This window comes from Fibrella aquatilis (genome assembly GCF_017353255.1).
GTDB classification, from domain to species: domain Bacteria; phylum Bacteroidota; class Bacteroidia; order Cytophagales; family Spirosomataceae; genus Fibrella; species Fibrella aquatilis.
In genome coordinates this window covers 136088-158576 of the sequence record NZ_JAFMYU010000018.1, presented here as the reverse complement: position 1 = coordinate 158576, position 22489 = coordinate 136088, and the positions used below count along the sequence as shown (strand labels likewise).

Genomic DNA, 22489 nt, shown 5'->3' with positions numbered 1-22489 from the left:
GACGCGCCGCACCGGCGGACCGGTCAGCAATACACCCTGGCAAGAAGCATACCTCAATCTAAAAATTCAGCTTCTCCATGTTTTTAAAGCTGACGGCGATGGCTTCGATGGGGGGCTGTTTGCAGACGTCCTGCTCGACGAAGAAGTGCTGGATACCGCCGATCTTACGGGCATCAATGATGCGCTGAAAATCGATGGATCCAGTGCCTACCTCAGCAAATTCACGCTTCTCGGTTTTAGCCATATCTTTCATGTGTACCAGCGGGAATCGGCCGGGGTTTTTCTTAAACAACGCCACGGGGTCCTGCCCGGCAATGGTAGCCCAGTAAAGATCCAGTTCCATCTTCACCAGCTTAGGGTCGGTTCCTTTCAGCAGGATATCGTAACCCAGTTGGCCGTCTACAGGCTGGAATTCAAAGTCGTGGTTGTGGTACACAAACTGGATACCTGCCTTCTTACACACCTCCGCCGACTTGTTGAACAGTTCAGCAAACTGCTTATAATCGTCGGCTTTTTTGCGCTCGTCGGGCATGAGGTAGGCGCAAACCATGTATTTCTGGCCTGCTTCGGCTCCAGCCTCCACAGTCTTTTCCCAGCCAGAGCGGAGTTGGTTGGGCATATAGTGGCCGCTGGGGGTGGTCATACCCAGGCCGGTCAGGTAGGCCTTAAAGTCTTTGGGTGTTTTGCCGAAGAATTTGCCTTCGTTGAAGCCAAACGTTTCCACCTCCTTATAGCCCAGCGCGGCCACTTGTTTCAGCACCCCATCGGGGTCTTTCATGATGGTGTCGCGGAGGGTGTACAGTTGTAACCCAACGTTTTTCAGGGGCTTAGCCTGCGCGTCGAAACGGCTAAGCAGGGGGAATGATAGGGCCAGCGCGGAGGCTTTCAGGAAGTCGGCGCGGGTGGGCAAGGAAGGTCTTGACATGGGTACTTATAGAGTTTATTAGTTGAACGAATCGCCAGGGCGGTTTGGCATTGGATTGAAAAACGGACCAAAAGTCAAACATCAAACTATTTTCAGTCATTACCATACTCAACCGTTATTCAGTGCATCAGTATTCCAAACCATCGTGGAGGCGACCCGTTGAGTGTAGATAGCCACTGACAAACTGCATAACAAAATGAAACGAGGCTGGATTATTGCGCTGACCCTGCTTTTGGTAGGCTGCCTGGGAGCGCTTATTTGGTATAACCAACTGAAAAACAAGGCCCAAGCTGAAGGAGGCGCGTATGATGGTACGTTGAAGCCCCGCCTGGAACTGAGCCGGTTCGATATCAGCGACGTAAGCGACGAGGCCATCAAGTTAAACATGCACTTGCTCATCGACAATCCGTTGCCCGTAAGTTTTACGGCCAAAAAAGTGGATTATATCATCTTCATCGACAACGAGGAAGTAATGCGCAGTGCTTACGAAAAAACCATTTCGGTGAAGTCGCAGGATAGTACGCTGGTGTCACTGCCCGCCCGATTGGAGGTAAAAAAGCTCACAGCATTGTTGAAACGGCTCGAAGCGAAGCATATAGACAGTGCCGACTACCGCGTGGTCAGCGTCTTCGCCCTCGACGTGCCCCTGGCGGGCGAACGCACGTTCACCAATACGCAGACCAAGCGAATGCCCACCTTTCACATCCCCGAAATCAAGATTACCGATATTGATTTTGGCAAACTGGGTCTGAAAACCACCGACGTGACCGCCAAAATCAGTTGCCTGAATAAGAACAAATTTCCGTTCGAGATTCGGGATACACACTACACCGTCACTATCGACGACAAGGAAATTGCCGAAGGAGACCAGCCACAGCCCATCCGAATCCGGGCACAGGCTACTACCCCCTTTGTGATGCCCACAACGGTGAAGCCCGGCCAATCATTGGGATTATTGCCAAAGATGATGTTCGACCAAAAAAATACCAAAGTGGCTATTGCCTTCCGCTGTAAACTCATTGATCCAAATAAGAACCCCATGTTCAACGATAGCAAGTTTGCCAGCACCATACGCGGTACGCTAGCCGACTTTGTGAAGAAGTAGGGGCTGACGTTAGACACTGGATACTGGACGTTGGATGACAAGCAGTTAGTAGGCCATCTACCATCCAATGTCCAGCGCCTAACGTCCACTATCCAACATCCAGTATCCAACGTCTACTATGAACACGCACTACGACATTATCGTGATTGGGGCCGGGTCGGCGGGGCTGAGCGTGAGCATTGCCATGCGCCGGTTTGGGCTGTCGGTATTACTCATTGATCGGCACGAACGCCGCATTGGTGGCGACTGCCTCAACGACGGCTGCGTACCCAGTAAGGCATTGCTTCACGTCAGCAAGCAGGTGCATCAGGCCCGACTGGCAACCGCCTACGGCCCTACACTGAGCGGCGACGTTGATTTGGCGCGGGTGATGCAATACATACGCGACCGGCAGGACGCGATCCGGGCGCATGAGAATGCCCAATACCTCCTCGACGCCGAATCACTGGACGTAGCAATCGGTACGGCTGCTTTTGTGGGGCCAAAAACGATCAGGATCAATGGCCAGGAGGTGTCGGCGAAAAACATGGTGCTTTGCACCGGTTCGCAGCCGCAGCCGCTTAAAGCCGAAGGGATTGAGCAAGTTAACGTGCTGACACACAAGACAATTTTCGATTTGACCGAGTTGCCCAAACACCTCTTAGTGGTGGGTGCAGGCCCCAACGGTATCGAAATGGCGCAGGCTTTCCGACGGCTGGGTAGTGAAGTAACGGTGGTAGGTCGCGACGAGCGAATTCTGCCCAAAGAACCGGCGGCGGCATCGGCGCTGTTGCAGGAACGGCTGGCGGGCGAAGGCATTCAATTTTTGCTCAACGCCGAGATAGAATCATTCACCGACGCGCACACTGCCCAGGTAAAAGTGGCTGATGGTCAACAACATACCGTACAATTTGATCAGGTACTAGCCACGCTGGGCCGCACGTTCGATTACGGCGACATAAACCTGTCAGCAGCGGGCATTGAACTAGACGACAAAGGCCGATTACGCTTAAACAACCAGTTGCAAACCACCAACCAACACGTATTTGCCGCAGGCGATGCCGCCGCCGGGGCACCCGCCGGTGAGCGGTATTTCTCGCACGCGGCAGCGCTGCACGCGTCGTTGATCATCACCAATTTTATTACGCCTGTTTTCGACAAAAGCCTCAGCTACGACCACTTTTCGTGGGTCACTTTCACCGACCCCGAAGTAGCTACGTTTGGCCTGTCGGCGAAGGAATTGGCCACGCGAAAGATTGCCTTTGACACGATTGAGCACAGTTTTGACAAAGACGACCGCGCCGTGGTGGAAGACAATCAGTATGCCCGCATGTGGCTACTGGTAGAACCTGCGGGCCTCAATCCGCTGAGCCGGAAAATTCTGGGCGGTACCATGGTGGCCCCCAACGCAGGTGAGTTGATTCAGGAACTGATTCTGGCTAATCAGCAGGGCCTACCCATCAGCGCGTTCGTGGGCAAAACCTACCCCTACCCCACCGCTAGTAACGTCAACAAAGCCATTTGGGTCGACACCATCGGCAGCAATATCCCCGGCGCACTGAAAACCGCTGTGCAGTGGCTGTATTAGAAGAAGCAAGAGGTAAGAGGTAAGAAACAAGAGGAAATAGCGATGCCATCACTTTGAGTGATGGCATCGCTATTTCCGCGTGAACCTATAGGCATCATATTCCACAAAATCAGACGCTTTCAGATCAAAGCTCGTAGGCTTGCCATTGGTGAGCAGGAATGTGAGCGGGAAGACACCGAACGCCCGGTTTGCGTAGCTGATGCGGAACGTCTGACCGTCCATGTAGTCAAGCTGGGCAGTCAGGCCGGGGTGGTGTTCCAGCGTCATGGTGAGGCCATTGGCGGCAGGTTTGATCGTTACAGTGCCGTATAGCTCGTTGGTGAATGTGCCCGTGTAAGCTGTCAGGAGCATTTCAGATTTATTCTTTTTGTCAACACGCGCCTGCAATACGGCCAATTCCTGCTGCTGTTTAGCTATTTCGGGGCGGGCGCTATTGAGGAAAAACTGACTGCGGTTGGTGTAGGGCACACCCAGGTAGGCATCCAGAATCTGGTAGCGCAGGGCCTCGAAAAAGTTTTGATCGTCGTTGTTGGTCAGGATCGTGATGGCCAGCTTTTCTTCGGGCACAAAGCAGGTGTTGGTCACAAAGCCAAACGCCCCGCCCGTATGCCAGTACACTTGCCGCCCAGCATAATCGGCCTGGAAAACGCCTAGCCCATAGGCACTGTAATGCACAGGAAACACCGGCGACTTACGGCTACGGGTAACGGTGGTCACATCGCGCGTTTTTTGCAGCACCGCCCACGGCAAAATCCGCTGCCCATCCAGCCGTCCACTGTCGAGCTGCATCATCAGCCAGCGGCTGAGGTCTTTCACGCACGAAACCATGCTACCCGCCGGAGCCAGGTTATCAACGTGATCGTAGGGCAAGCGCGTTAGGGACTGAGTGCCGCCCAGCCCGAAACTGCTGGTATGGGGCCGGGCTATATTGGTGCGGTTTTCGGCCCCTGCCGTGAGCATGTAAGTGTTGGTCATGCCCAGCGGCCGCACGATAGTTTGCTCCACGTACTGTTCCCACGATTGCCCCGTTACGACTGGAATCAGTTCGCCAGCAGTCAGGAAGCCCGCGTTACAATAGCCGTAATCCTGCCGAAACTGCCCGGTGGGTTTTAGCAGCCGCATCCGCCTGATGATTTCGGCGCGGGGCAGGTCAGTATCCCAGAAAGTGAAGTCGCCCTGAAACGTTTTAGTGCCAAAGTGGTGGCTCATCAGGTCGCGGACGGTGACGAGTTGAGTGGCGGCGGGGTCGTAGAGGGTAAAACCGGGCAGGTATTTCGTGACCTTATCGTCGAGCGAGAGCTTCTTATCGGCATCGAGTTTGGCCAGGGCCGTGCCCGTAAACAGCTTGGAGTTGGAGGCAATAAAAAACAGCGTATTCTCGTCTACCAGCTCCGGCTTACCTACCTCCCGAACGCCATACCCCTTTGAAACCAGCACCTTACCATCTTTCACAATAGCAATAGCCAGCCCCGGAATCTGCCAGTCGGTCATGCCACGCCGGATGTAGGCATCCAAGCTATCACGAACAAAAGCAGGCTGCGCCGGAGATTGTCCCAGCGACAGGGTTGCGGTGAAAAGGAGGGGGAGGAGGTTCTTTATCATAAATGCAGAATTGAATGAATAATGTACAATGGCTTCGCGTGGGAACACTCCAGTCGCGAAGCCATTGTACATTATTCATTGTACCGCATCGGCGGACCGATTGTTCATTCAATTCTACAACTTCTCCCAGTTCAGTTGCCAGCCGGAGGCTACGGCGTCGCGCATGGGCATGGGAACACCGCGTTGACGGCTTTTTTCTACGGCTACCAGTTTCAGGGGGAGCGTTTCGCGCGTTTGTGACGATACCACGCGGTCGGCACGGAGGTATACCCGGCCTGAGTTGGGTTCGATCAGTTCGACGTAGGCATAGACCAGATCACCAACCGACAGCGTTTGGCCATCGAACTCCTGAGCATTAACTACTTCAAAGACAAACTGTTGACCTTCTGTCACGCGTTCGTTGGTGAGGCTGCGCGTCCGTACCGAGGGCCAGTGACGGGGGGCGGGGGCAGGCACGTCAGCCGCAATAGGTTTAGCCACTGCGGCTACTGCCGTAGTGATCACAGGCCGCACCTCGTTTAGCCGTACTTCGGTCAGTTTGACTTCGGTGGGGCGGCTGGCAGCGGGTTTTTCAGTGGCCAACATCACCACGGCGTTGGTAGGCAGGCCCGCCATTGTGGCTTCGGCTACCTGCTCGTCGGCCTCTGGGTGAGGCTGCTCAATAGCGGCCAGAATGGTTTGGCGTTCAGTGGGGGTTACCACGCCCGTGCGCTGACTCAGTGCCAACACGGTCCGGCTGCTGAGCAGGTCGGCGTAGTGTTCGGGGCGTGAGAGCAGTTCTTTATAAGCAATGGCCTGATACACATAGCTTACCGTTTCAGCTTTGGCAAACGGCAGCATCAGCGGGTGTTCTGAGGGAAACTGCTTGGCTAGTTGGGCAATGTAGGTTGGCCCGGCGTTGTAGGCCGACGCAGCCAGCATCCACGACCCCGTTTGGCGGTACAGTTCCCAGAGGTATTGGCAGGCGGCGTGGGTGGCTTTCACCAGGTTGTAGCGCTCGTCGTTGCGGCGGCGGGTGCTCAGCCCCAGTTTGCGGGCTGTTTGCGGCATCAGTTGCCAGATACCGGCGGCTCCCTTCCGCGACAGGGCATGCTCGTTCAATTCGCTTTCAACCAGTGCCAGGTATTTTAGGTCTTTGGGAATGGCGTATTGCACCAGAATAGGCTCGATGATGGGGAAAATAACGGCGGCCTGTTTCTGAATCTCCAGCAGATCATCAGTGTAACGGGCGCGGCGGCTGAGGGTCTTTTGCCAGCGTTGCGCTACGGTGGGTAAATATTGGGGGAGTTGTTCGCCGCAAAAGCGCAGGTCATCGTCGGTGGTGAAGGCCTGGGTGGTGGGTTGAGGCTGCGCCATCGCGGCGGGACCTGCCAACAGGCCGAAGCCTGCCGTAAAAAGTAGTAGGTGTTTCATGTATGGGTTGCCTAAGAGGCTGATTAGGTTTCGCATCAATGGGGTTACCCCCGGTACTGCTGTTTCACCACGCCTCTTTGCAAACTCCTCATGCTCAACTCAATCCAGCGGGCGTATTATAAAATTCTTCAGGGCGTTTTTTTTAATCACTTTCGCCAAACGGCCGTGTTCGTAGATGTACTCATCTTCCCGACCACCTAAACTGGCCCTGTAGGCTGAACGGGTGGTCGACGTTAACGTAAAGTCATCACCAAAGTACTCGGCGTATACCCGCTGTTTTCCAGCAGGTTCGCTAAAGTACAACATCGTAACGGTATAATCAATCTTTCGCCGCTCCGTAGTCTTACGGGTGTATTTATACTGATTAGCATCAATGTCGTAATGATCGCCTTTCCAGACAGTACTCGACGCGTAATTACCCTTGTTGGTGTGCGCATCAACGGTGGCATTAATCATTTGCCCATTGCGAAACAGACTCACCACGTTGTAATAAATGGTCAGTTTGTAGATCAGAAAATTCACCTGCACGTCGCTGATTTGGGTGTATACTACCTCATTGCCAGGCATAAACTGGCGCGTGGCGGTCATGGTGCCAATGCGCACGCCCGCAACATCGATAGCAAATCGACGCGTTTCTACAGGGCGTTGTTGCGCCACCGAGGGCTGTTGCACCAGGAACAGGAGTAGTACTAGACAAGTAAGCGGACGCATAACACGAGAGTAAAATAAGCTGCAACAGCCGCATCGGCCCAAGTTTTGGGCGATAGCCTGTTCTTGTAAGTACGTCAGCAATTAATAGCTGGATTGGCCGGAGCACGTTACGCTTTCGCTATTTTAGCAGTGCTTAACCCAAACCTTAACTAACGATGTACCCTCATGATCAACGCTTTACGCCACCGTATTTATGTGTTGTCTGCGCTTACCTGGATCATGCTGGGTGCTACCACCTACGGGAAAGGCAACCACGCTAGTCCTGCTCCCACCGCTAACAACCCCGTATGGCCAACCCTGGCCTGCACAACACCTAACATCTACACGGCCTATCCGTCGGTGAATTCGGTGCAACTGGCCTGGGACAACGTAGGTAGCCCCGCCTATCAGCTCGACTGGCGGGTAGCCGGCGCAACCACCTGGCCTAATTCACTGACAGTCAACAGTAATTCGTACGAACTGACCGGACTAAACGGTATCACGTCGTATGAGGTCCGGGTGAAAGCCCTCTGCGCTGACGGCAGTCAGTCGGCCTATTCAACCATTGCCGGTTTCACCACGCTGGCCTGCCAGCCCCCTACCAATTTGCGCGAGTCGACTATTGGCCCCACCACCGCCGACCTGGCCTGGGATAAACCGTATCCCGTAAGCACGGTGTTTCAGTGGCGGGTGGCGGGTACTACCACCTGGCCCAACTCGTACTCGCTACCTGCCAACGGTGGGTCCAGCTACGGCTACAGCCTCACGGGGCTAACCACCGGCACGGCCTACGAATGGCGCATCAAGGCCGTCTGCTCGCCCACCGACGAGTCGGCGTTTACCAGTCCGCGCTCCTTTACGGCCCAGTGTTCACCCCCTGGCCTGATCTATGGCTCAGACGTTAGTGCCACGGCGGCCACGGTCTACTGGGCTGATATTCAACCCTATAACTACGGTGTGCGGTGGCGGGTGGCTGGCAGCAATACAGCCTGGACCGAAAGCCCGACCATTGCGGGCAATTTCTACACCATTACGGGCCTGGTCAACGCCGTTACCTACGAATGGCAGGTGCGGATGATCTGTAGCGGCACCCCCACCGGGTGGTCGGCCTTAAACACCTTTGCCACCCAGTGTTCGTCTACCTACATCTACGGCATCATCCCCACGGCCACCTCGGCGACGTTCAACGTGGCTACCCGCCCGGCGGTGCGCTACCGGATCGAATATCGGGGAGTGGGTACCACCACCTGGCCCAATGCCTTCACCACTACCGAGTCGACGGCGTTAAGCCTGAGCGGGTTAACGCCCAACACCAACTACGAAGCCCAAAGCACGGTACTCTGCGCCGATGGTAGTCAGGCCCCCCCACCATACACCAGCACGTTCACCACCCTACCCGCCGCCGACCTGTCGCTGGCAATGGCCGTAAGCAAGCGGGCACCCCGACTCAGCGAGGTGGTTGTCTTTTCCATTACGGTGAAAAACAGCGGCCCACAAGCGGCCAATAACGTGGTGGCACAGAGCCTGTTACCACCCAACATGACTTTTGTGGGCAGTGCGCAGGGTGCCGTTTCACACAATAACGGCACCGTAAACATAGCCGTGGGTACGGTGCCAGCACCAGGTTCGGCCACGTTCTCGTTTAGTGCGCTGGCAACTGCACCAGGCATCTACCGCACCGCTGCCCAGCTCACCGAGTCGAGCGTGTACGACCCCGACAGCTACCTCAACTCCGGCACTGCCGACGGCGACGATGATGCCGCCACAGTGGACCTCCGAACGCGGGAAACAGGCAACACGATCTATGTATCGCCCAACCCGATCTTCCGCATCTTGCCGCCCGTACAAACCAATCAACCCGCCCCCGGTGCCACTGAGGCCGATTTAAGCCTGGGGCTGCAATCCGATGTCCGGTCACTTTCGGCGGGGGCAAGACTGAATTTGTCGGTAGTGGTGGCCAACCGGGGGGCACTGGGGGCCACGGGCGTGGTGGTGCAACTAACCTTGCCTGCGGGCTGGCAACTGGCGGCTGGTAGTGGGTTCACGCAGGTAGGGCAAACCGTTACACTCCCGGCTGTTTCCGTAGGGCTTAACCAACTAAGTGCACTGGTCGTGCCGCTTACAGTGGCAGGCAGTGGCGAACAGACCCTCCGCGCCCTCATCACCGCCGCCGCGCAACCCGACCTCGATTCCTCTCATAGCAACGCATTCGGCCTCGGCGAAGACGACGAAGCCACCGTGAGTGTGCGGGTGAGGTAGCGTGTGGCGGTTCATTGCCCTACCTTTGCTTCATGAATCAACCGGTTGTTGTTATTACGGGTGCCTCGTCGGGAATTGGCGAGGCGCTGGCGTTTGCGTATGGGCGTACGGGTGCCGCCATCGCGTTTTGTGGTCGCAAGGCCGATGCCCTCCAGCTTACGGCGAAGGCCCTCACCGAAGCGGGCATTACCAACCTGCCCGTGGTGGCCGACGTGAGCATTGCTACCGACATGCAACGGCTTATGGATGAAACCATTGCGCGCTTTGGCCGGATCGATATCCTGATCAACAACGCGGGTATTTCTATGCGGTCGATGTTTGTCGATGCCGACCCGGAGGTGCTGCGTAAGCTGATGGATATCAACTACATGGGCACGGTCTACGCCACGCGCTATGCCCTGCCGCACATCCTGAAAACGAAGGGGTCTATCGTGGGGATTTCGTCTATTGCAGGCTACCGGGGCCTGCCCGTCCGCACGGGGTATTCGGCTTCTAAGTTTGCCATGAACGGGTTTCTGGAAGCCCTGCGCACCGAGTTGCTGCACACGGGTGTACACGTGCTCACGGCCTGCCCCGGCTTCACGGCCTCGAATATCCGCTTCGCCGCCATCGACGGGCACGGGCAGTCTACTGGCGAAACCGTCCGCGACGAAGCGGGCATGATGACCGCCGAAGAATGCGCCGACCATATCCTCCGCGCCGTCAAAAACCGCAAACGTGAACTGGTACTAACCGCCCAGGGTAAGCTCACGGTATTCCTAAATAAATGGCTCCCCGGATTGGCCGATAAGCTTGTGTATAATACGTTAGCGAAAGAAAATAATTCCCCGTTGAAAAGGAAATAGTTTAGAGTTTTCAGTTTTCAGTTTACTGTTGGCTTTGCCAGATAGGTTGCTGTCGCATAGCCGGAACGCCGGACCGCCTTCGACTGCGCTCAGGGTGACAACAACCTTGAATCATCTCTTTGAGATTGCTTTAGTAGCCGGTCCGGTCACCCTGAGCCTGTCGAAGGGACGGGCGACAGCAACCTACCTGGCGAAGCCAACTGAAAACAGCTATTATCTCATACATATTTTATATAACACACTGATCTATAAATACTTAAAACTAAGCATTCACTCCTTCCAAACAACCTGCTCATCTCCCTTTTCATCAACCATCAGCAGCGTCTGTTCATCGTTCCATCTATAAACAGGCCACAGCGGTGCTAACATCTGTCGATGCAAGATGGGGTAAGGCAACGTAGTTAATGCCGTACAGTCATAAATAACCAATTCAAATGGACAGGCCCAATAACAACCATCTACAGCGATTTTTTTGCCGTCTGGCGATGGATAGATAGTGAGCCAAATAAATGGGTCATCGTGATTATAGTAGCTGATTAATTCACCTAATTCAAGATCAATAATTGATTGCCCACCCTGGCATTCAGGTAATAACAAATAGGGTTTATTATTGCGATATAACCAGGCATAAACCGCATCGTCATGGTCGGCAAAAAACGCTAGAATTGGTGTCTCGGTTGCCGCCAGACAGATGGTCGCTTTTGTTATTACCCAGTTTCGGTCTGTATCAGCCTGGTAATACCACTCAAGCGTAAGTCGGTATACCCCACACGGCGATAACACAACCGTGGGTGGTTCAACAGCCTGATTGGCAACTTCGGCATACCGAAGTACCTCAGCACGGACTTTTTCCAGCGTATCCAGCAGCATATTTGAGTTTACTGTTTTCAGTTGGCTGGCGCGAGCATTTGCTCGTGCTTACTATATGCAAGCATCCGCTTGCACAGCCCGCAAGGGCAATACTGTATTGCAAATTCTAATTACCTCATTGCGCATTCGCGCTGTGCAAGCGGATGCTTGCATATAGTAGGCACGAGCAAATGCTCGCGCCAGCCAACTGTAAACTGAAAACTGTAAACTCAAATGTAGGATGCCACACCCAGGATACTGCTGGGGGTTTCATCGTCGGAGAGGGTGAGGTACTGGTTGGCTTCGTCTACGAGGAGGTGGTCGATTACATCGGTTTCGGCGGGGAGGAAATATTTCGTCAGCAGGTTCATGATCTTCCGGCTGCGACCGTCGGCCAGGAAGTCGTTTAGCTGTTCGGCGTTGAGTGGCCCCACCCTGATCTCGTAGGCGGGCATGGTGTCCTGGTACAGCCCTTCCAGCGAAAAGCCGCCCAGTTCTGCCTTCGACAGCGCGTTGGGCGAGGGCACATCGTCGTCGGCCAGAGTGATCAGGTGTACCAGCGGCGCAATGGTCCTGATTTCTACCGGAACGCCCAATATCAGTTCGTACACCTCTGTCACCAGCACGTTGTTATGCACCAGCCGGTGGGCAATGGGCAGCAGGTGGAGCAGGTTATTGAGTTGCCGAATGTCGAGCAGGTCTTTAGGCAAATCCCAGAACTGCCGCAGCACGTCGCCCTGCCCGTTTGGCGCTTGCGACTGTTGGCGGAGCGTCTGTTCGTTCACCAGATACGTGCGCTCTTCCAACTCCATCAGCAGCCCCTGCAAGTAAAATTCCTGCTCCATGGGCTGAAAAAACTGCCGCGCCCCCCGCTGCCGCCGGGCCTGCTCGTCAATATCCTCGAAAACCTCTTTCTGGTCGCGGGTTTCGTTGCTGGGCTGGTGAAACAGGCCTTCGGGAAGGTAGTCATACAGACCCTCGCGGTTCACCTTCACGTTCAGGTACGTGCGCCGCCCTGGGTCTATCGACGCCTCGCCTTCGCCATACACATCGGCGTTGCCCACGCGGGGTTCGCCGATATCCTTGCGGTAGCTCCGCTCGAAAAGGCCCACCGGATGCACCAGGAGGTCTTTTTTGGGGTCGAACCCCTCGAAATACAGTTCCGCCAGGATCACCTCCAGCCGCACGTCGCTGCGCAGTCGGCTCAGTTGATCGGCATAGTGTTGCAGCTTCATAGCGGACGCAGGGCGGGGGTAAGTGGCTGCATTTTCACGCGGTAGGGCAAGTTCATAGCCGACCGTTCCGACAAATACAGCCGACAGCGATCGCATTCGGCGGCCCACTCGGCGGCAGTCAGGTCGGTGCGGCTGCGGGGAATCACCGTCACGTCGAGGCAGCGCACATAGCCTGCCCCTTCAATCAGGTTTTCGGCAAAAGCCTTCTCTACCGTCACATCGACGGGTATGCCGCCCAGCCGCCCGAAAAAGTACGCTTTGCACTCGGCTTCGATGTCGGCCACGGTCACGAGCCGTTGGCGGGTAAGCAGCGTTTGGCGGAGGTGGTACTCCTTTTCGGCAATGCCCGGCTTGTCGCGACCGCCGGTGGTGGTGGTCACCAAAAACAGCGACGCCGGGTCACTCTTGATGGCGTCGTAGCCCCCGTTGTAGGTCAGCGGCGTACCCGCCCCGATGAAGTTACCTGCCTTGCCGTTGGTGCTCCAGAACTCCATGAAAATGTTGCTGTCGTTCTTGCGCGGCTTGATGAATATGTACGGATGCCCGGCCTTGAAACCCTCGTTGGGCATCGACTGTATCTGCTGCCGGAGGTCTTCGAGGTTGCGGTTCAGCTCGTCCAGGGTCTTTACAAACCAGCCCGTTCCCAAGGCCCGGAACGCTCGATTTTCGTCGAGAAGCAGCCGTTGCACGTGCTCCAGTAGCTCACGGGCGTTGCGCTCATCGAAGCGCCCTACGTCGTGAGGTCGCCACATAAACGTGTTGTCGTCCAGTTCGTTGATGTCGCGCAGGGGCGACGACCGGAACAAATCTTTGCTATCGGCATCGTACACGCGGCGGATAAACAAAAACTCGGCGTCTGACTTCAACGGAAACACGTTCAGGGCCGGATTCAGGCGTTGCTGCTGCCGGTTCAGAAAGCGGTTCATCACCGGAAAACAGTTTAGCCGTACCTCCATGGTGGCCACGGCCCTGGCCGGAAACGACCGGCTCAGCCGCAGTTCGAGCCAGAGTACCTCGCGTTTAAACAGTTGCCGCTGCGCCTCGGTCAGGCTGAAACCGGGCGGGTATAAGCCCACCGCCGCCCCCCACTCCGACCGGTCGGGCAGGTCGCCGAGGGTTACAAACGAACGGTGGTGCTGACTCATAATTTCCTGTTCCAGTAGGTGCAGCACGTCGAGCTGCGGCCCCAGGTGCTCGGCATGAGCCGACGCGCTGATGAAGCCATTGTAGACCGGAACGGGCTGGCCATTAAGGTGCCACGAGGTCTGGTAGGGGTCTTGCAGCTTGCGGTAATACGTGGCTTTCTGCTGCACCGATTCGGTTTCCCAGTCAATATAGAGCGGTAGCCCCGCCACCGACGGCACATAGCTATTGAGTTCCAGACCCAGCCAGACCGACTGATAATCAGTCATAAACGTGGGAACCAACTGCTTCTCATGCTCTACCCGTTCGGGGCCGCCGTATTCAATGATCCCTGCTTCGCTCACCATAAACAGCACCGACCCGTTCACTACGCGGCTCTTCACCACGGGCGAAAAAAAGATGTCAGGGGCTACCCCCTCGCGGGCGGGTGGGCGGTGAAAAAACTGCACCGACGGGTCGAGGTCGGCAAGGGTATCGTCGGGGCGGGCGTGGAGAATGGCGTGGGCGGGGCGGGGCAGATCGACCACCTCCGGGCACATCACGTTGGCCAGCCGGTCTATGATACGTCCCCGCGTTTGTTCAATGGCCTTGGCGGTGTTTTCCAGTTCAAAAGCGCAAGCCTCCATCAAATATGTCACCAGCGGATCGACGGTCTCCACATCTTTGGCCCGCATCTGCCAGACGGCGGCGGCGTGTTGCGTAATCCGCTTGCGAATCTCCTCGCGGCTAAAATCTTTCTGCGTAATAGGCTCCATGGAAGGATTTGGGATTTTGGATTGCGGATTTTGGATTGGGCTGACGCAACAGGATTGGGGATTGGGGATTGTTGCTTTCGCACGGGTTTGCGCTGGCGTAAGCCTGCTCTGGCGAAAGCAACAATCCCCAATCCCAAATCCTATATCCTGTTATCTTATTTTCGAAATAAACGGGGCAACGACCACTTCGCGCTGGTAGACGAAGGGGCGGCGGTTGGAGGGGGCAATCTCGGCCGATATCTTGATAACGACCAGCTTGTGGGCATCGGGCGTGCCTTCGCGGTTCACGCTTACCTCCACCTTCACGCGCTCCAGCCGGGGTTCGTACCGCTTAATTGCCGACCGGAGTGAGTTCTCGATGCGGTCGGTCCAGAGGATATAGATCGAGTCGTTGCCTACGTTAAAATCATCGTCCCAAATGGTGCAGCCGAACTGACTGTCGTAGCGGGCTTCGTTGTACTGCGTGGTGGTGATGAGATAGAGGTTGTTGCGAATCGAATCTTCCAGCGAACAGTGGGTGCTGCGGGCCGGGGCCGACTTTTTCGTCAGCAAATCGAGGCGCAGGGGGAGTTTATAGAAGTCGTCGGCCATACGATAGATTGGTTGGAGTGGAAAGGGGCAGTAAGCATACAGACTACCCTAAAACGATATTTTCTAGTATATTTATATACCTTATGGTCTGTCAGCGCGTTATAGTGAGGTGTCATTTCCTGGAATGGCCTGGCAAAAGGGAGCGGTGACCGTTAACTAAGTACCCTCCCATAATGTGCGAGTAAGCCCATAGGAACAGTTGTCAATATACGTAGCTTTGTTTAATTTAGTCGCTCAATCCATTTTTTTGGTTCGTTAAACAGCTAACTAATGTTCAATTTTGACAATACCATGCCCGGTGCCTGGCCCGGCCTGCGCGAGTTGCCCCCCAGCCTGTCGCCTATCAGCATGAACAAGACGCTGTTCGTGTCCAAGTTCACCGACGAACTGCCCTCGGAAGCTGAAGCAGTTGCTGATATGGAGTCGGTCGACGATGTGCTCGAACACTACAAGCCTGAAGTAACGGTCATGCTCAGCAGCCAGAAGGGCGAACCTATGGCCGAGACTTTCCGCTTTAGTCGCATGGGTGATTTCACGCCCGAAGGCTTCGTAGACCAGAGTGAATACCTCCAGGAGCTAAACGACCAGATGCGCGACCTGCAACGCATCAACTACCAGTTGCGGTCGAACAAGATGCTCCAACACGCCGTGGCCAACCCACAGGTGAAAGCCACCATGCTGGCCATGGTGCAGCAAATGATCGACGAGATCGATCAGGCGAGCTAATCAAAGGCGTTATCCACTCCAAACAGACATATCCTGCCATGGCCGAAGCACAGCAGAATCAGGTTCCCAACCAAAAAACGGCCGAGCGCGAAGCGCCAGTCCGCTCATTTTCGCAGCACATCGCCGAGCTGCAACAACTCAAATTTGGTGGTTTTAAATTGCTGGAAACCGCCATTGAAGGTGCCGACAGCCTGAATCCCGAACGCCGGGCCAAACGCGAGATCTTCCTCAAAGAAGCTGACCGTCGGCGCGACCGGCAAATGCTGAAACGCCGCCTGGAGCTTTGGAAGAAGGTGCTGGAGACCGAAGGCACCGTGGCCGAAATGGCCGAAACCACCCAACAACAGTTCGATACCACCGAAGAACTGTATAAGTCGAACATCAAAGAAATTCTCGATGCCAGCCGCGAACTGGAGGCCACCTACCGGGGCGTGGCGCTGTATTTCGCTAACGCGGCCGTCAGCGGTTTTAAAGTGCGCAACATCGTGTTTGTCAACGCGGGCATCAGTCAGCTCGACCCGGCCAACGTATATAATAATGACACGATTGAGTTTGTCCGCAACGAAATTCACCAGGTCTATAACCGCTTCGACTTGCAGGATAGCTATTCGCTGTTGGTGATTCCGGGCTACCTGGGCAAGAAAACCGTAGTTGATGCCTGGGCCAAGATTGCCTCCGACCACAAGCTCATGCTCATCACCGACTACCGGAACATGGGCGATCTGAAAGACACCATCAAGGAGTTTCAGCGCGAGCGGCTCAGTCAGGACGTGCCCCGCTACGCCAACGCCATGATGACCGTGAACCACCTTATTGGGCGGGGTAAGTACGAAGAATTTGGCGAAGAGGAAGACCTCTACATCGAGCCATCAACGGCTTTAGCGGGCAAAATGCACCAGAACCTCATCTCGCAGGTGTCGGCTGGTTTACAGTTTGGTTCGCTGGAGGAGGTAGACGGCGTACGGATGGATTTGCTCAAGACCGAAGTGGGTGAACTGGAAGGGCTGGGCCTCATTCCGTTCACGAAAGAGTTTGCGCGGATCATCCCATTTTCGGGCAAAACGCTGTTTGCGGGCAACAACGTGGGTTTCAAGACCTATTCGGTGGTGCGCGTATTTGACTGGATCATGAAGGTGATGATGAACTTCCTCAACAAGCGCGCGATGGAAAACTGGAGCGGCAAAGTAGAGAAGCAGCTCACCGACGAGATCGTGGCGTTCCTGGACCGCATCAAAGGTCCCGGCAAGATCATCGACACGTTTGATCCCCCCCGTTTCCGGCAGGACCCCATTCAGCCCGACCGGATCATTGTTGACTTGAACATCACACCCTTCTTCCCGGCCAAGACGTTCATCATCAACCTCACCGGCGAAAAAGGCCGCAACGAGAGCACTGGCCGCCGCGACGACTTTAAAGCGGAGATCAAGTAAGCACGCAATTAGCCTAATGACAGACAACCTTGCCCGGAGGTGCTTTTGGCACCTCCGTCTGGCAAAGCTTTGACTAAACCAGCCGAAATTATGGGTGATCCTAAGAAGATAAAACCAAAAGGTCTGCTGCATAATGTGGCGGGAAGACCAGCATTCACTGATGGACAAATAATGAAGAGTGATAATACTCGCGTCACAATAAATAGAACGTATTATAATCCCTACGTCGAGTTGTTAAGACATATTGAGAAAACTCGTTGCATAAATATTACGATTGTTAATGAGACAAGAGAAAAAATTGACGATGAGTTGTTACAGAAATTGCAAGTAGGTTTACCTCCTGCAATGTTGAAGTTAGGATCACTTCATGTTAGGTATAAATATAGAACTGTGGACAACTGGACTAGTTTGAATAAAGAAATCAATCAGGCTGAAAGGGTAACAGATATAGGTGTGAATGACATTGCCGTATCTATTTCGCATGATACTACTCATGCACTATCAAAAGATCTATCAGTTGCAGTTGCCGACAACACAAGAGTTTCAGGACCTGACAGGCCTAAACAACCGTCTAAACCGCCTGGTTTTAAAGTAAGTGTGTATATTCCACCAGTTTTACTCAAATTAATAGCAAGTGATGCTTTATTATTTGCAGAACGTGTTGAGTTAAATAGCAAAGCTACTAACAGATCGCCAATACAGTTTTCTGATAGAAATTCTCAAATATTTCACAGTCGAACAGACACTGTATCACAGTCATCTACACGTGAAAAAATTAGCGAAGGTCTAGAACTTGTAGAGGGTAAATACAATAACACCAAAGACAAAGTAGATTTGTCGAAATTGGTTATTGAGCAAAGAATGCAGAGAGGTTTGCCTGTTTTTGATATCAACAAGATCAGGAAACAAGCACCTTGGATTGCAAAATCAATAAAAGCGGCAGATCGATTAAGTGAAGATGTTGAGATAATAGAATTGCTCACAACAAAGTCTCTACCTAATAAATTTAAAGGTATAGGAACATTGTCTAACGCTCTTACAGCAATTATGATTGTGGATAAAGCTGCAACGGATACTTGGTCTGCAGCCACTATAGTTGACGGCGTATTTTTAGGCGCTGGACTTATTGCTGCGCTTACTATGATACCTGAAATTATTGCTGGAGTTTTGATTGTGACAGTTGCTTATCAAATAGCTGACCTATTTGTAGAAAAGTTGACAGGCAAGTCATTTGGAGATCTTTGGGATGCTATTTTTCCTAGAAATAAACCATACTCTCCACCAATTTACAGTTTTATTGTTGATAGTAAAACGTCTGCTCTCAAATGATCGACCGTTTACTCATTTTGCTTTTCCTTCCTTCAATCTGTAGAACATCTGCCTATGGTGCGACAGACACACCTATTGAACGCACGGTGAGAATAACTAGCTGGCTTATTCGGTCTCCATTCCATTTTTTTTCAATCTATGGAATTGCGATCCCCATGTTAAAAGGCCCTGGCTATTCTATTCTAAATACCATCTTTCTTGTTATTTTAATAATTGGTCTTTGGGAATTAATATTCAGAAATATGAGACTTGACAACCATATAGCTCAATTTTTTGAAAAACATCGAACTCAAAATCAAGCAGAGCAGCTATATGAAACAAATCCAAGCAAAGCTATTTTATATTATAGATTTGTAATATTTTTTTTTATGTTGTGGTCTTTTTTTTGGATGATGAGTTTTTTGTTTTTTGTACAATGGTAGGTGGTATTAGCTGACTAAAAAGAAATTTATATGTTTATACTCTTGACAAAAAACATGCAAGGAAGATTTCTCATTTATCTTTTTTTGCCATTCGTAAGCTTAGAAACTTATGAGAAACAAACAAGGCCTGTTGACCGTGCTGTTCGTACAATCAGTTACCTAATCAGAACACCCTTTCATGCTTTTCTTGTTTACGCTATTGCTGCACCTATAGCAGGTAGACATGCAGATACTATCAATGTAGGTTTTATTGCATTAGTATTGATAGTAATTTTTGAATTTGTGACCAGTAAATACCTGCGAATTGATCATCTCATTGAAAAAAAATTTGATGAGTATAATAGTCAGTCTCAAGCAGAAGGATTCTACCAGAAGGATTCGAAAAAAGCTGTCGCAATTTCTTGGATAGCGATTGTGCTATTTTTTTTATGGGCATTTATAAGCTTGATCAGCATCATATTTTTCATAAAAAGATGAGAACTCATACAACTTATTCACGTGTAATGAAAATTGTGTTTCCATTTGGTATAGTTCACTTTTTTTTTGAAAAAATTATCATTATAGACAAAGTACTTATTAACGCTTTTCATCGTATTTCAATAGTTGCTATTGCGAATGATTTATTAGAAAGAGAAGATAATAATATAAAAATACAGGCATATTTTACAGCTTTTCTTATGATAGCTTTGTATGTGTTTTGGGGAATGAGTCTGTTGCTTTTCGTAAATTGGTGATGTATATCAACGTCTTTCCCATAACAAGTACATAATTAATGGGTTTTGTTCATGTTATTTTGCGTAATGACCGTTTTTGGCGAATCGTGGTAACAATTTGACAGACATTACTATGGCATCATTCCGAGGGATTCTTAAAGTGGGTGCGTTCACGACAGACGTTAACTTTTTCCATCTGTCTATTTTTCAGTCGATGGATTCGCTGGGGCGGCCGGCGTCGTCTACGCGAGGGGGAAGTATCACGGTAGAATTTAATTCTACCTCAGATGGCGTCGTGGCTGAATGGATGATTAACCCGTCGTTGCGGATGGATGGGTCAGTAACGTTTCTGGACATTAACTCTAAATCGACGCTGCGGACTATCACGTTTAGCAATGCGTATTGCGTGAGTCTATCTGAACACGCCGACAATTCGGGGGGGGGCAATCAGATGACGACCACCATCGTTATCTCGCCCGAAGTGGTCAATGCGGGTAGCGTTAAACTAGACAAAAAATGGCCGCTTACTGAATAAGGGAACCACTTACCAAAACAACAGCAACATGGCAGCAGGTATTAGTGCGAAAATGACGGTTGGCGGGACAGATTACCTGCTTAACACCTGTACATACCAATTCTATCAGCCAACCGACCACCTGGGCCGGGCGAAGGCGGGGGTGCGGAGTGGGCTGATCGAGATCACCATCCTGGGGAACAACCATGATACGTTGACAACGTGGGCAATTAACCCCTTCAAAATGTTCGACGGCGATATTACGCACCTCGACAACGATAAGAAGACAATGAAAACCGTTAGTTTCAAGAAAGCCTACTGCGTGTCGTACCGGGAAACGTTGATCCCAAACTCGGCGGGTATTGCTTACCAGTTTGAATTGGGCATCTCGGCGGCGATGATCACCTACAACGGCGTAGAGCACGACAACCAGTGGTCACACCTGAAAGACACGTATTGAACCGGTAACTAATTCGTAATACATTATTGACAATAGTATGTTGATGTATTCGTAAATTAGCTATCTATTCCATAGATCAAATGGCACAACAAGTCGATGTAAACGTTCAGATCGGGGGTACCAAGATTGAGCACTTTACAAGCCTGCGCATTGACCAGGACTTGTTTACGCATCACACCTTCGAGATTGTGGTGGCGTTTGAAGACCTGGAAGATAAGACCGAATTCTTCTTCAAGCGGGCACACAAAGCGTTGGTAGGTAAACCCGCCACGATCAGCTTTACCCCGCGTGCCAAACTGGTTTCGGCCGATTTCAACTTCATTGGTATCGTTACGGAATTGGCCCTGCTCAACAACAGCGAAATGGTTAATTCCTACGTGATCAGGGGGCATAGCCCTACGGTGATGATGGAAGACGGTCAGCAGCGCCGGGCCTGGACAGAGTCTACGCTGAGCAATATCCTGGGTACGGTAGCGGGCGATTACTCGGGTATCGACTTCAAGGTTGCCCCGCAGTATGGTGCGCTAATCGACTACAAAGCGCAGTATGACGAGTCGGCCTGGGCGTTTGTGACGCGCCTGGCGCAGGAGTATGGCGAATGGTGTTATTACGACGGGCAGTCGCTGGTGATTGGCAGCCCGGGTACGGCGAGTCAGTCGTTCGAAATCGATGGCATTCAGCACTTCGAGATGAGTATTGGTCTAAAGCCTACGAAGTACCTGATGCACCATTATAATTACCAGCAGCACAAGTCGTTCGATGCGCCACACAAGCCGGCCACGGGCTACGGACCCTTCGGCGATTTTGCCTACGCCACGTCGTCGGCCACGTTTGGCAACCCTGCGCAACTGATGCCGCTGAAAGATGTCGGCTCGGCGGGTGAGCTGGATGGCCACCGGAGCACGATCAACGCCATCAACGGTACTGACCTGGTACGGTTTAACGGCTATGGTGAGAACCCTAATATTAACGTGGGTACCATTGTGGCCGTAACGGGTCAGAAACTGGTGGCTCCCGGCAAGTACAAGCAAGAGAGCGTGGGCAACTACCGAGTGCTGAACATGAGCCATTTTGTAGACGAAATTGGCAACTACCAGAATCAGTTTGAAGCCGTTCCGGCCACGGCCAGCAAGCCGCCACACAACCCATACGTGCGGCAGCCCATGGCCCTGCCGGAGGTAGCCACGGTGCTCAAGAACCAGGATCCCCTGCAACTAGGCCGGGTGAAGCTGCAATTTCACTGGCCGAATCAACTGGCAGGTAAATCGAGTTGGGTACGGGTGGCAATGCCCTATACGGGTGGCGCACGGGGCAACCTGATGATTCCCGAAATAGACGATCAGGTGTTGATCTCCTACGAAGCTAACCACATCGATTTTCCGATGGTAGTAGGTAGCATTTATCATAAAGACCCGTCTACAAATTATTGGTCTGATAATAATTACAACAAGATTATCAGGACCAAAGGTGGGAATAAGATTGTGATGAAAGACAAGCCCAATGAGCAGGAATTTTTCATTACCAATGCCAACAATAAAGGTACCGGATTGCACATCTCATTTAAAGGCGATGGCACCATCAAGATTTATACAAAGGGTCTGGTGGAAATAACGGCCAAAGACATCACAATGGATGCTACCCATGATATTAACATTCACGCTGAAAATGAAATTAATATTGCCTCAACGAGTGGTAGTATTAATATTAATTCAGGCAAGGAGATGAATCAGGCCGCCACCAACGACATTCATATCAAAGCTACTAATGTAAAAATTCAGTAGCAATAACCAGGCATTTTTATAGTCCGCCGAGGTTCATACTGACGATAATCATTTCTGTTAAATGACTTATCTCTAAGTAATAAATCAGCATTACCCGAGTCCATTTCATAAATCTAACGTTCAACCAAAACAAGT

21 protein-coding genes are annotated in these 22489 nt (G+C 52.3%); 13 read left to right on the top strand and 8 right to left on the bottom strand.

Annotation, left to right across the window (positions count from 1 at the left end; translation table 11 throughout):
• Positions 1–58: 58 nt before the first annotated feature.
• On the bottom strand, positions 59–925 hold the full coding sequence (locus tag J2I48_RS20140) for a sugar phosphate isomerase/epimerase family protein (protein ID WP_207337288.1): 867 nt from the start codon (positions 923–925) through the stop codon (positions 59–61).
• Between the two features lie 196 nt (positions 926–1121).
• Here J2I48_RS20140 and J2I48_RS20135 point away from each other — a divergent pair, with 196 nt between their 5' ends.
• Positions 1122–2030 (top strand): LEA/WHy family protein, encoded by a 909-nt coding sequence (locus J2I48_RS20135; RefSeq protein ID WP_207337287.1) that lies wholly within the window; start codon positions 1122–1124, stop codon positions 2028–2030.
• Between the two features lie 118 nt (positions 2031–2148).
• The gene (locus tag J2I48_RS20130; RefSeq protein WP_207337286.1) at positions 2149–3597 is read left to right on the top strand and encodes a dihydrolipoyl dehydrogenase family protein; all 1449 of its coding nucleotides are present in this window, start codon (positions 2149–2151) and stop codon (positions 3595–3597) included.
• A 69-nt stretch (positions 3598–3666) separates the two neighbouring features.
• Here the strand turns inward: J2I48_RS20130 and J2I48_RS20125 are convergent, their stop codons facing one another.
• The 3 genes from J2I48_RS20125 to J2I48_RS20115 all read right to left on the bottom strand — a co-directional run bounded on the left by J2I48_RS20125 (position 3667) and on the right by J2I48_RS20115 (position 7323).
• A complete protein-coding gene (locus J2I48_RS20125) occupies positions 3667–5199 on the bottom strand; it encodes a serine hydrolase (protein ID WP_207337285.1) in 1533 nt (510 codons plus the stop codon).
• A 114-nt stretch (positions 5200–5313) separates the two neighbouring features.
• Positions 5314–6612, bottom strand: a complete 1299-nt coding sequence (locus tag J2I48_RS20120) for a lytic transglycosylase domain-containing protein (protein ID WP_207337284.1) — start codon at positions 6610–6612, stop codon at positions 5314–5316.
• A gap of 99 nt (positions 6613–6711) precedes the next feature.
• Positions 6712–7323, bottom strand: a complete 612-nt coding sequence (locus tag J2I48_RS20115; protein ID WP_207337283.1) for a DUF6134 family protein — start codon at positions 7321–7323, stop codon at positions 6712–6714.
• A gap of 165 nt (positions 7324–7488) precedes the next feature.
• On the opposite strand from J2I48_RS20115, the gene J2I48_RS20110 reads away from it, so the two are divergent.
• Both J2I48_RS20110 and J2I48_RS20105 read left to right on the top strand, forming a co-directional pair.
• Positions 7489–9561 (top strand): fibronectin type III domain-containing protein, encoded by a 2073-nt coding sequence (locus tag J2I48_RS20110; protein WP_207337282.1) that lies wholly within the window; start codon positions 7489–7491, stop codon positions 9559–9561.
• 32 nt (positions 9562–9593) lie between these two features.
• Complete coding sequence (locus J2I48_RS20105) at positions 9594–10406, top strand: SDR family oxidoreductase (protein WP_207337281.1); 813 nt, start codon at positions 9594–9596, stop codon at positions 10404–10406.
• A gap of 270 nt (positions 10407–10676) precedes the next feature.
• On the opposite strand, the gene J2I48_RS20100 is transcribed toward J2I48_RS20105, so the two are convergent.
• From J2I48_RS20100 to J2I48_RS20085, 4 genes are all read right to left on the bottom strand, one after another.
• Positions 10677–11276 (bottom strand): hypothetical protein, encoded by a 600-nt coding sequence (locus J2I48_RS20100; RefSeq protein WP_207337280.1) that lies wholly within the window; start codon positions 11274–11276, stop codon positions 10677–10679.
• A 209-nt stretch (positions 11277–11485) separates the two neighbouring features.
• The gene (locus tag J2I48_RS20095; RefSeq protein ID WP_207337279.1) at positions 11486–12490 is read right to left on the bottom strand and encodes a hypothetical protein; all 1005 of its coding nucleotides are present in this window, start codon (positions 12488–12490) and stop codon (positions 11486–11488) included.
• Positions 12487–14388, bottom strand: a complete 1902-nt coding sequence (locus J2I48_RS20090; RefSeq protein ID WP_207337278.1) for a baseplate J/gp47 family protein — start codon at positions 14386–14388, stop codon at positions 12487–12489. Before J2I48_RS20090 ends, J2I48_RS20095 begins: the two co-directional genes overlap by 4 nt.
• A gap of 150 nt (positions 14389–14538) precedes the next feature.
• Complete coding sequence (locus J2I48_RS20085) at positions 14539–14979, bottom strand: GPW/gp25 family protein (protein WP_207337277.1); 441 nt, start codon at positions 14977–14979, stop codon at positions 14539–14541.
• Between the two features lie 270 nt (positions 14980–15249).
• On the opposite strand from J2I48_RS20085, the gene J2I48_RS20080 reads away from it, so the two are divergent.
• The 9 genes from J2I48_RS20080 (at position 15250) to J2I48_RS20040 (ending at position 22354) form a co-directional block, all read left to right on the top strand.
• Positions 15250–15705 (top strand): type VI secretion system contractile sheath small subunit, encoded by a 456-nt coding sequence (locus J2I48_RS20080; protein WP_207337276.1) that lies wholly within the window; start codon positions 15250–15252, stop codon positions 15703–15705.
• A gap of 38 nt (positions 15706–15743) precedes the next feature.
• Positions 15744–17135 carry a type VI secretion system contractile sheath protein TssC gene (locus tag J2I48_RS20075; RefSeq protein ID WP_207337275.1) on the top strand — a complete coding sequence of 464 codons (1392 nt, stop codon included), beginning with the start codon at positions 15744–15746 and terminating at the stop codon, positions 17133–17135.
• 69 nt (positions 17136–17204) lie between these two features.
• Entirely contained in the window at positions 17205–18464 is a 1260-nt protein-coding gene (locus J2I48_RS20070) for a hypothetical protein (protein ID WP_207337274.1), read from the top strand.
• The gene (locus J2I48_RS20065) at positions 18461–18886 is read left to right on the top strand and encodes a hypothetical protein (protein ID WP_207337273.1); all 426 of its coding nucleotides are present in this window, start codon (positions 18461–18463) and stop codon (positions 18884–18886) included. Before J2I48_RS20070 ends, J2I48_RS20065 begins: the two co-directional genes overlap by 4 nt.
• Before the next feature lie 54 nt (positions 18887–18940).
• Positions 18941–19363 carry a hypothetical protein gene (locus J2I48_RS20060; protein ID WP_207337272.1) on the top strand — a complete coding sequence of 141 codons (423 nt, stop codon included), beginning with the start codon at positions 18941–18943 and terminating at the stop codon, positions 19361–19363.
• Between the two features lie 26 nt (positions 19364–19389).
• Positions 19390–19620 (top strand): hypothetical protein, encoded by a 231-nt coding sequence (locus tag J2I48_RS20055; RefSeq protein ID WP_207337271.1) that lies wholly within the window; start codon positions 19390–19392, stop codon positions 19618–19620.
• A gap of 112 nt (positions 19621–19732) precedes the next feature.
• A complete protein-coding gene (gene tssD / locus J2I48_RS20050) occupies positions 19733–20134 on the top strand; it encodes a type VI secretion system tube protein TssD (protein WP_207337270.1) in 402 nt (133 codons plus the stop codon).
• A 28-nt stretch (positions 20135–20162) separates the two neighbouring features.
• Positions 20163–20573 (top strand): type VI secretion system tube protein TssD, encoded by a 411-nt coding sequence (gene tssD, locus J2I48_RS20045; protein ID WP_207337269.1) that lies wholly within the window; start codon positions 20163–20165, stop codon positions 20571–20573.
• Between the two features lie 80 nt (positions 20574–20653).
• The gene (locus J2I48_RS20040) at positions 20654–22354 is read left to right on the top strand and encodes a type VI secretion system Vgr family protein (RefSeq protein ID WP_207337268.1); all 1701 of its coding nucleotides are present in this window, start codon (positions 20654–20656) and stop codon (positions 22352–22354) included.
• The last annotated feature ends 135 nt before the right edge of the window (positions 22355–22489 follow it).

Coding starts and splice junctions, on each gene's coding strand:
- J2I48_RS20140 (WP_207337288.1), bottom strand. CDS start 925: ATGTCAAGACCTTCCTTGCCCACCCGCGCCGACTTCCTGAAAGCCTCC.
- J2I48_RS20135 (WP_207337287.1), top strand. CDS start 1,122: ATGAAACGAGGCTGGATTATTGCGCTGACCCTGCTTTTGGTAGGCTGC.
- J2I48_RS20130 (WP_207337286.1), top strand. CDS start 2,149: ATGAACACGCACTACGACATTATCGTGATTGGGGCCGGGTCGGCGGGG.
- J2I48_RS20125 (WP_207337285.1), bottom strand. CDS start 5,199: ATGATAAAGAACCTCCTCCCCCTCCTTTTCACCGCAACCCTGTCGCTG.
- J2I48_RS20120 (WP_207337284.1), bottom strand. CDS start 6,612: ATGAAACACCTACTACTTTTTACGGCAGGCTTCGGCCTGTTGGCAGGT.
- J2I48_RS20115 (WP_207337283.1), bottom strand. CDS start 7,323: ATGCGTCCGCTTACTTGTCTAGTACTACTCCTGTTCCTGGTGCAACAG.
- J2I48_RS20110 (WP_207337282.1), top strand. CDS start 7,489: ATGATCAACGCTTTACGCCACCGTATTTATGTGTTGTCTGCGCTTACC.
- J2I48_RS20105 (WP_207337281.1), top strand. CDS start 9,594: ATGAATCAACCGGTTGTTGTTATTACGGGTGCCTCGTCGGGAATTGGC.
- J2I48_RS20100 (WP_207337280.1), bottom strand. CDS start 11,276: ATGCTGCTGGATACGCTGGAAAAAGTCCGTGCTGAGGTACTTCGGTAT.
- J2I48_RS20095 (WP_207337279.1), bottom strand. CDS start 12,490: ATGAAGCTGCAACACTATGCCGATCAACTGAGCCGACTGCGCAGCGAC.
- J2I48_RS20090 (WP_207337278.1), bottom strand. CDS start 14,388: ATGGAGCCTATTACGCAGAAAGATTTTAGCCGCGAGGAGATTCGCAAG.
- J2I48_RS20085 (WP_207337277.1), bottom strand. CDS start 14,979: ATGGCCGACGACTTCTATAAACTCCCCCTGCGCCTCGATTTGCTGACG.
- J2I48_RS20080 (WP_207337276.1), top strand. CDS start 15,250: ATGTTCAATTTTGACAATACCATGCCCGGTGCCTGGCCCGGCCTGCGC.
- J2I48_RS20075 (WP_207337275.1), top strand. CDS start 15,744: ATGGCCGAAGCACAGCAGAATCAGGTTCCCAACCAAAAAACGGCCGAG.
- J2I48_RS20065 (WP_207337273.1), top strand. CDS start 18,461: ATGATCGACCGTTTACTCATTTTGCTTTTCCTTCCTTCAATCTGTAGA.
- J2I48_RS20060 (WP_207337272.1), top strand. CDS start 18,941: ATGCAAGGAAGATTTCTCATTTATCTTTTTTTGCCATTCGTAAGCTTA.
- J2I48_RS20055 (WP_207337271.1), top strand. CDS start 19,390: ATGAAAATTGTGTTTCCATTTGGTATAGTTCACTTTTTTTTTGAAAAA.
- tssD (WP_207337270.1), top strand. CDS start 19,733: ATGGCATCATTCCGAGGGATTCTTAAAGTGGGTGCGTTCACGACAGAC.
- tssD (WP_207337269.1), top strand. CDS start 20,163: ATGGCAGCAGGTATTAGTGCGAAAATGACGGTTGGCGGGACAGATTAC.
- J2I48_RS20040 (WP_207337268.1), top strand. CDS start 20,654: ATGGCACAACAAGTCGATGTAAACGTTCAGATCGGGGGTACCAAGATT.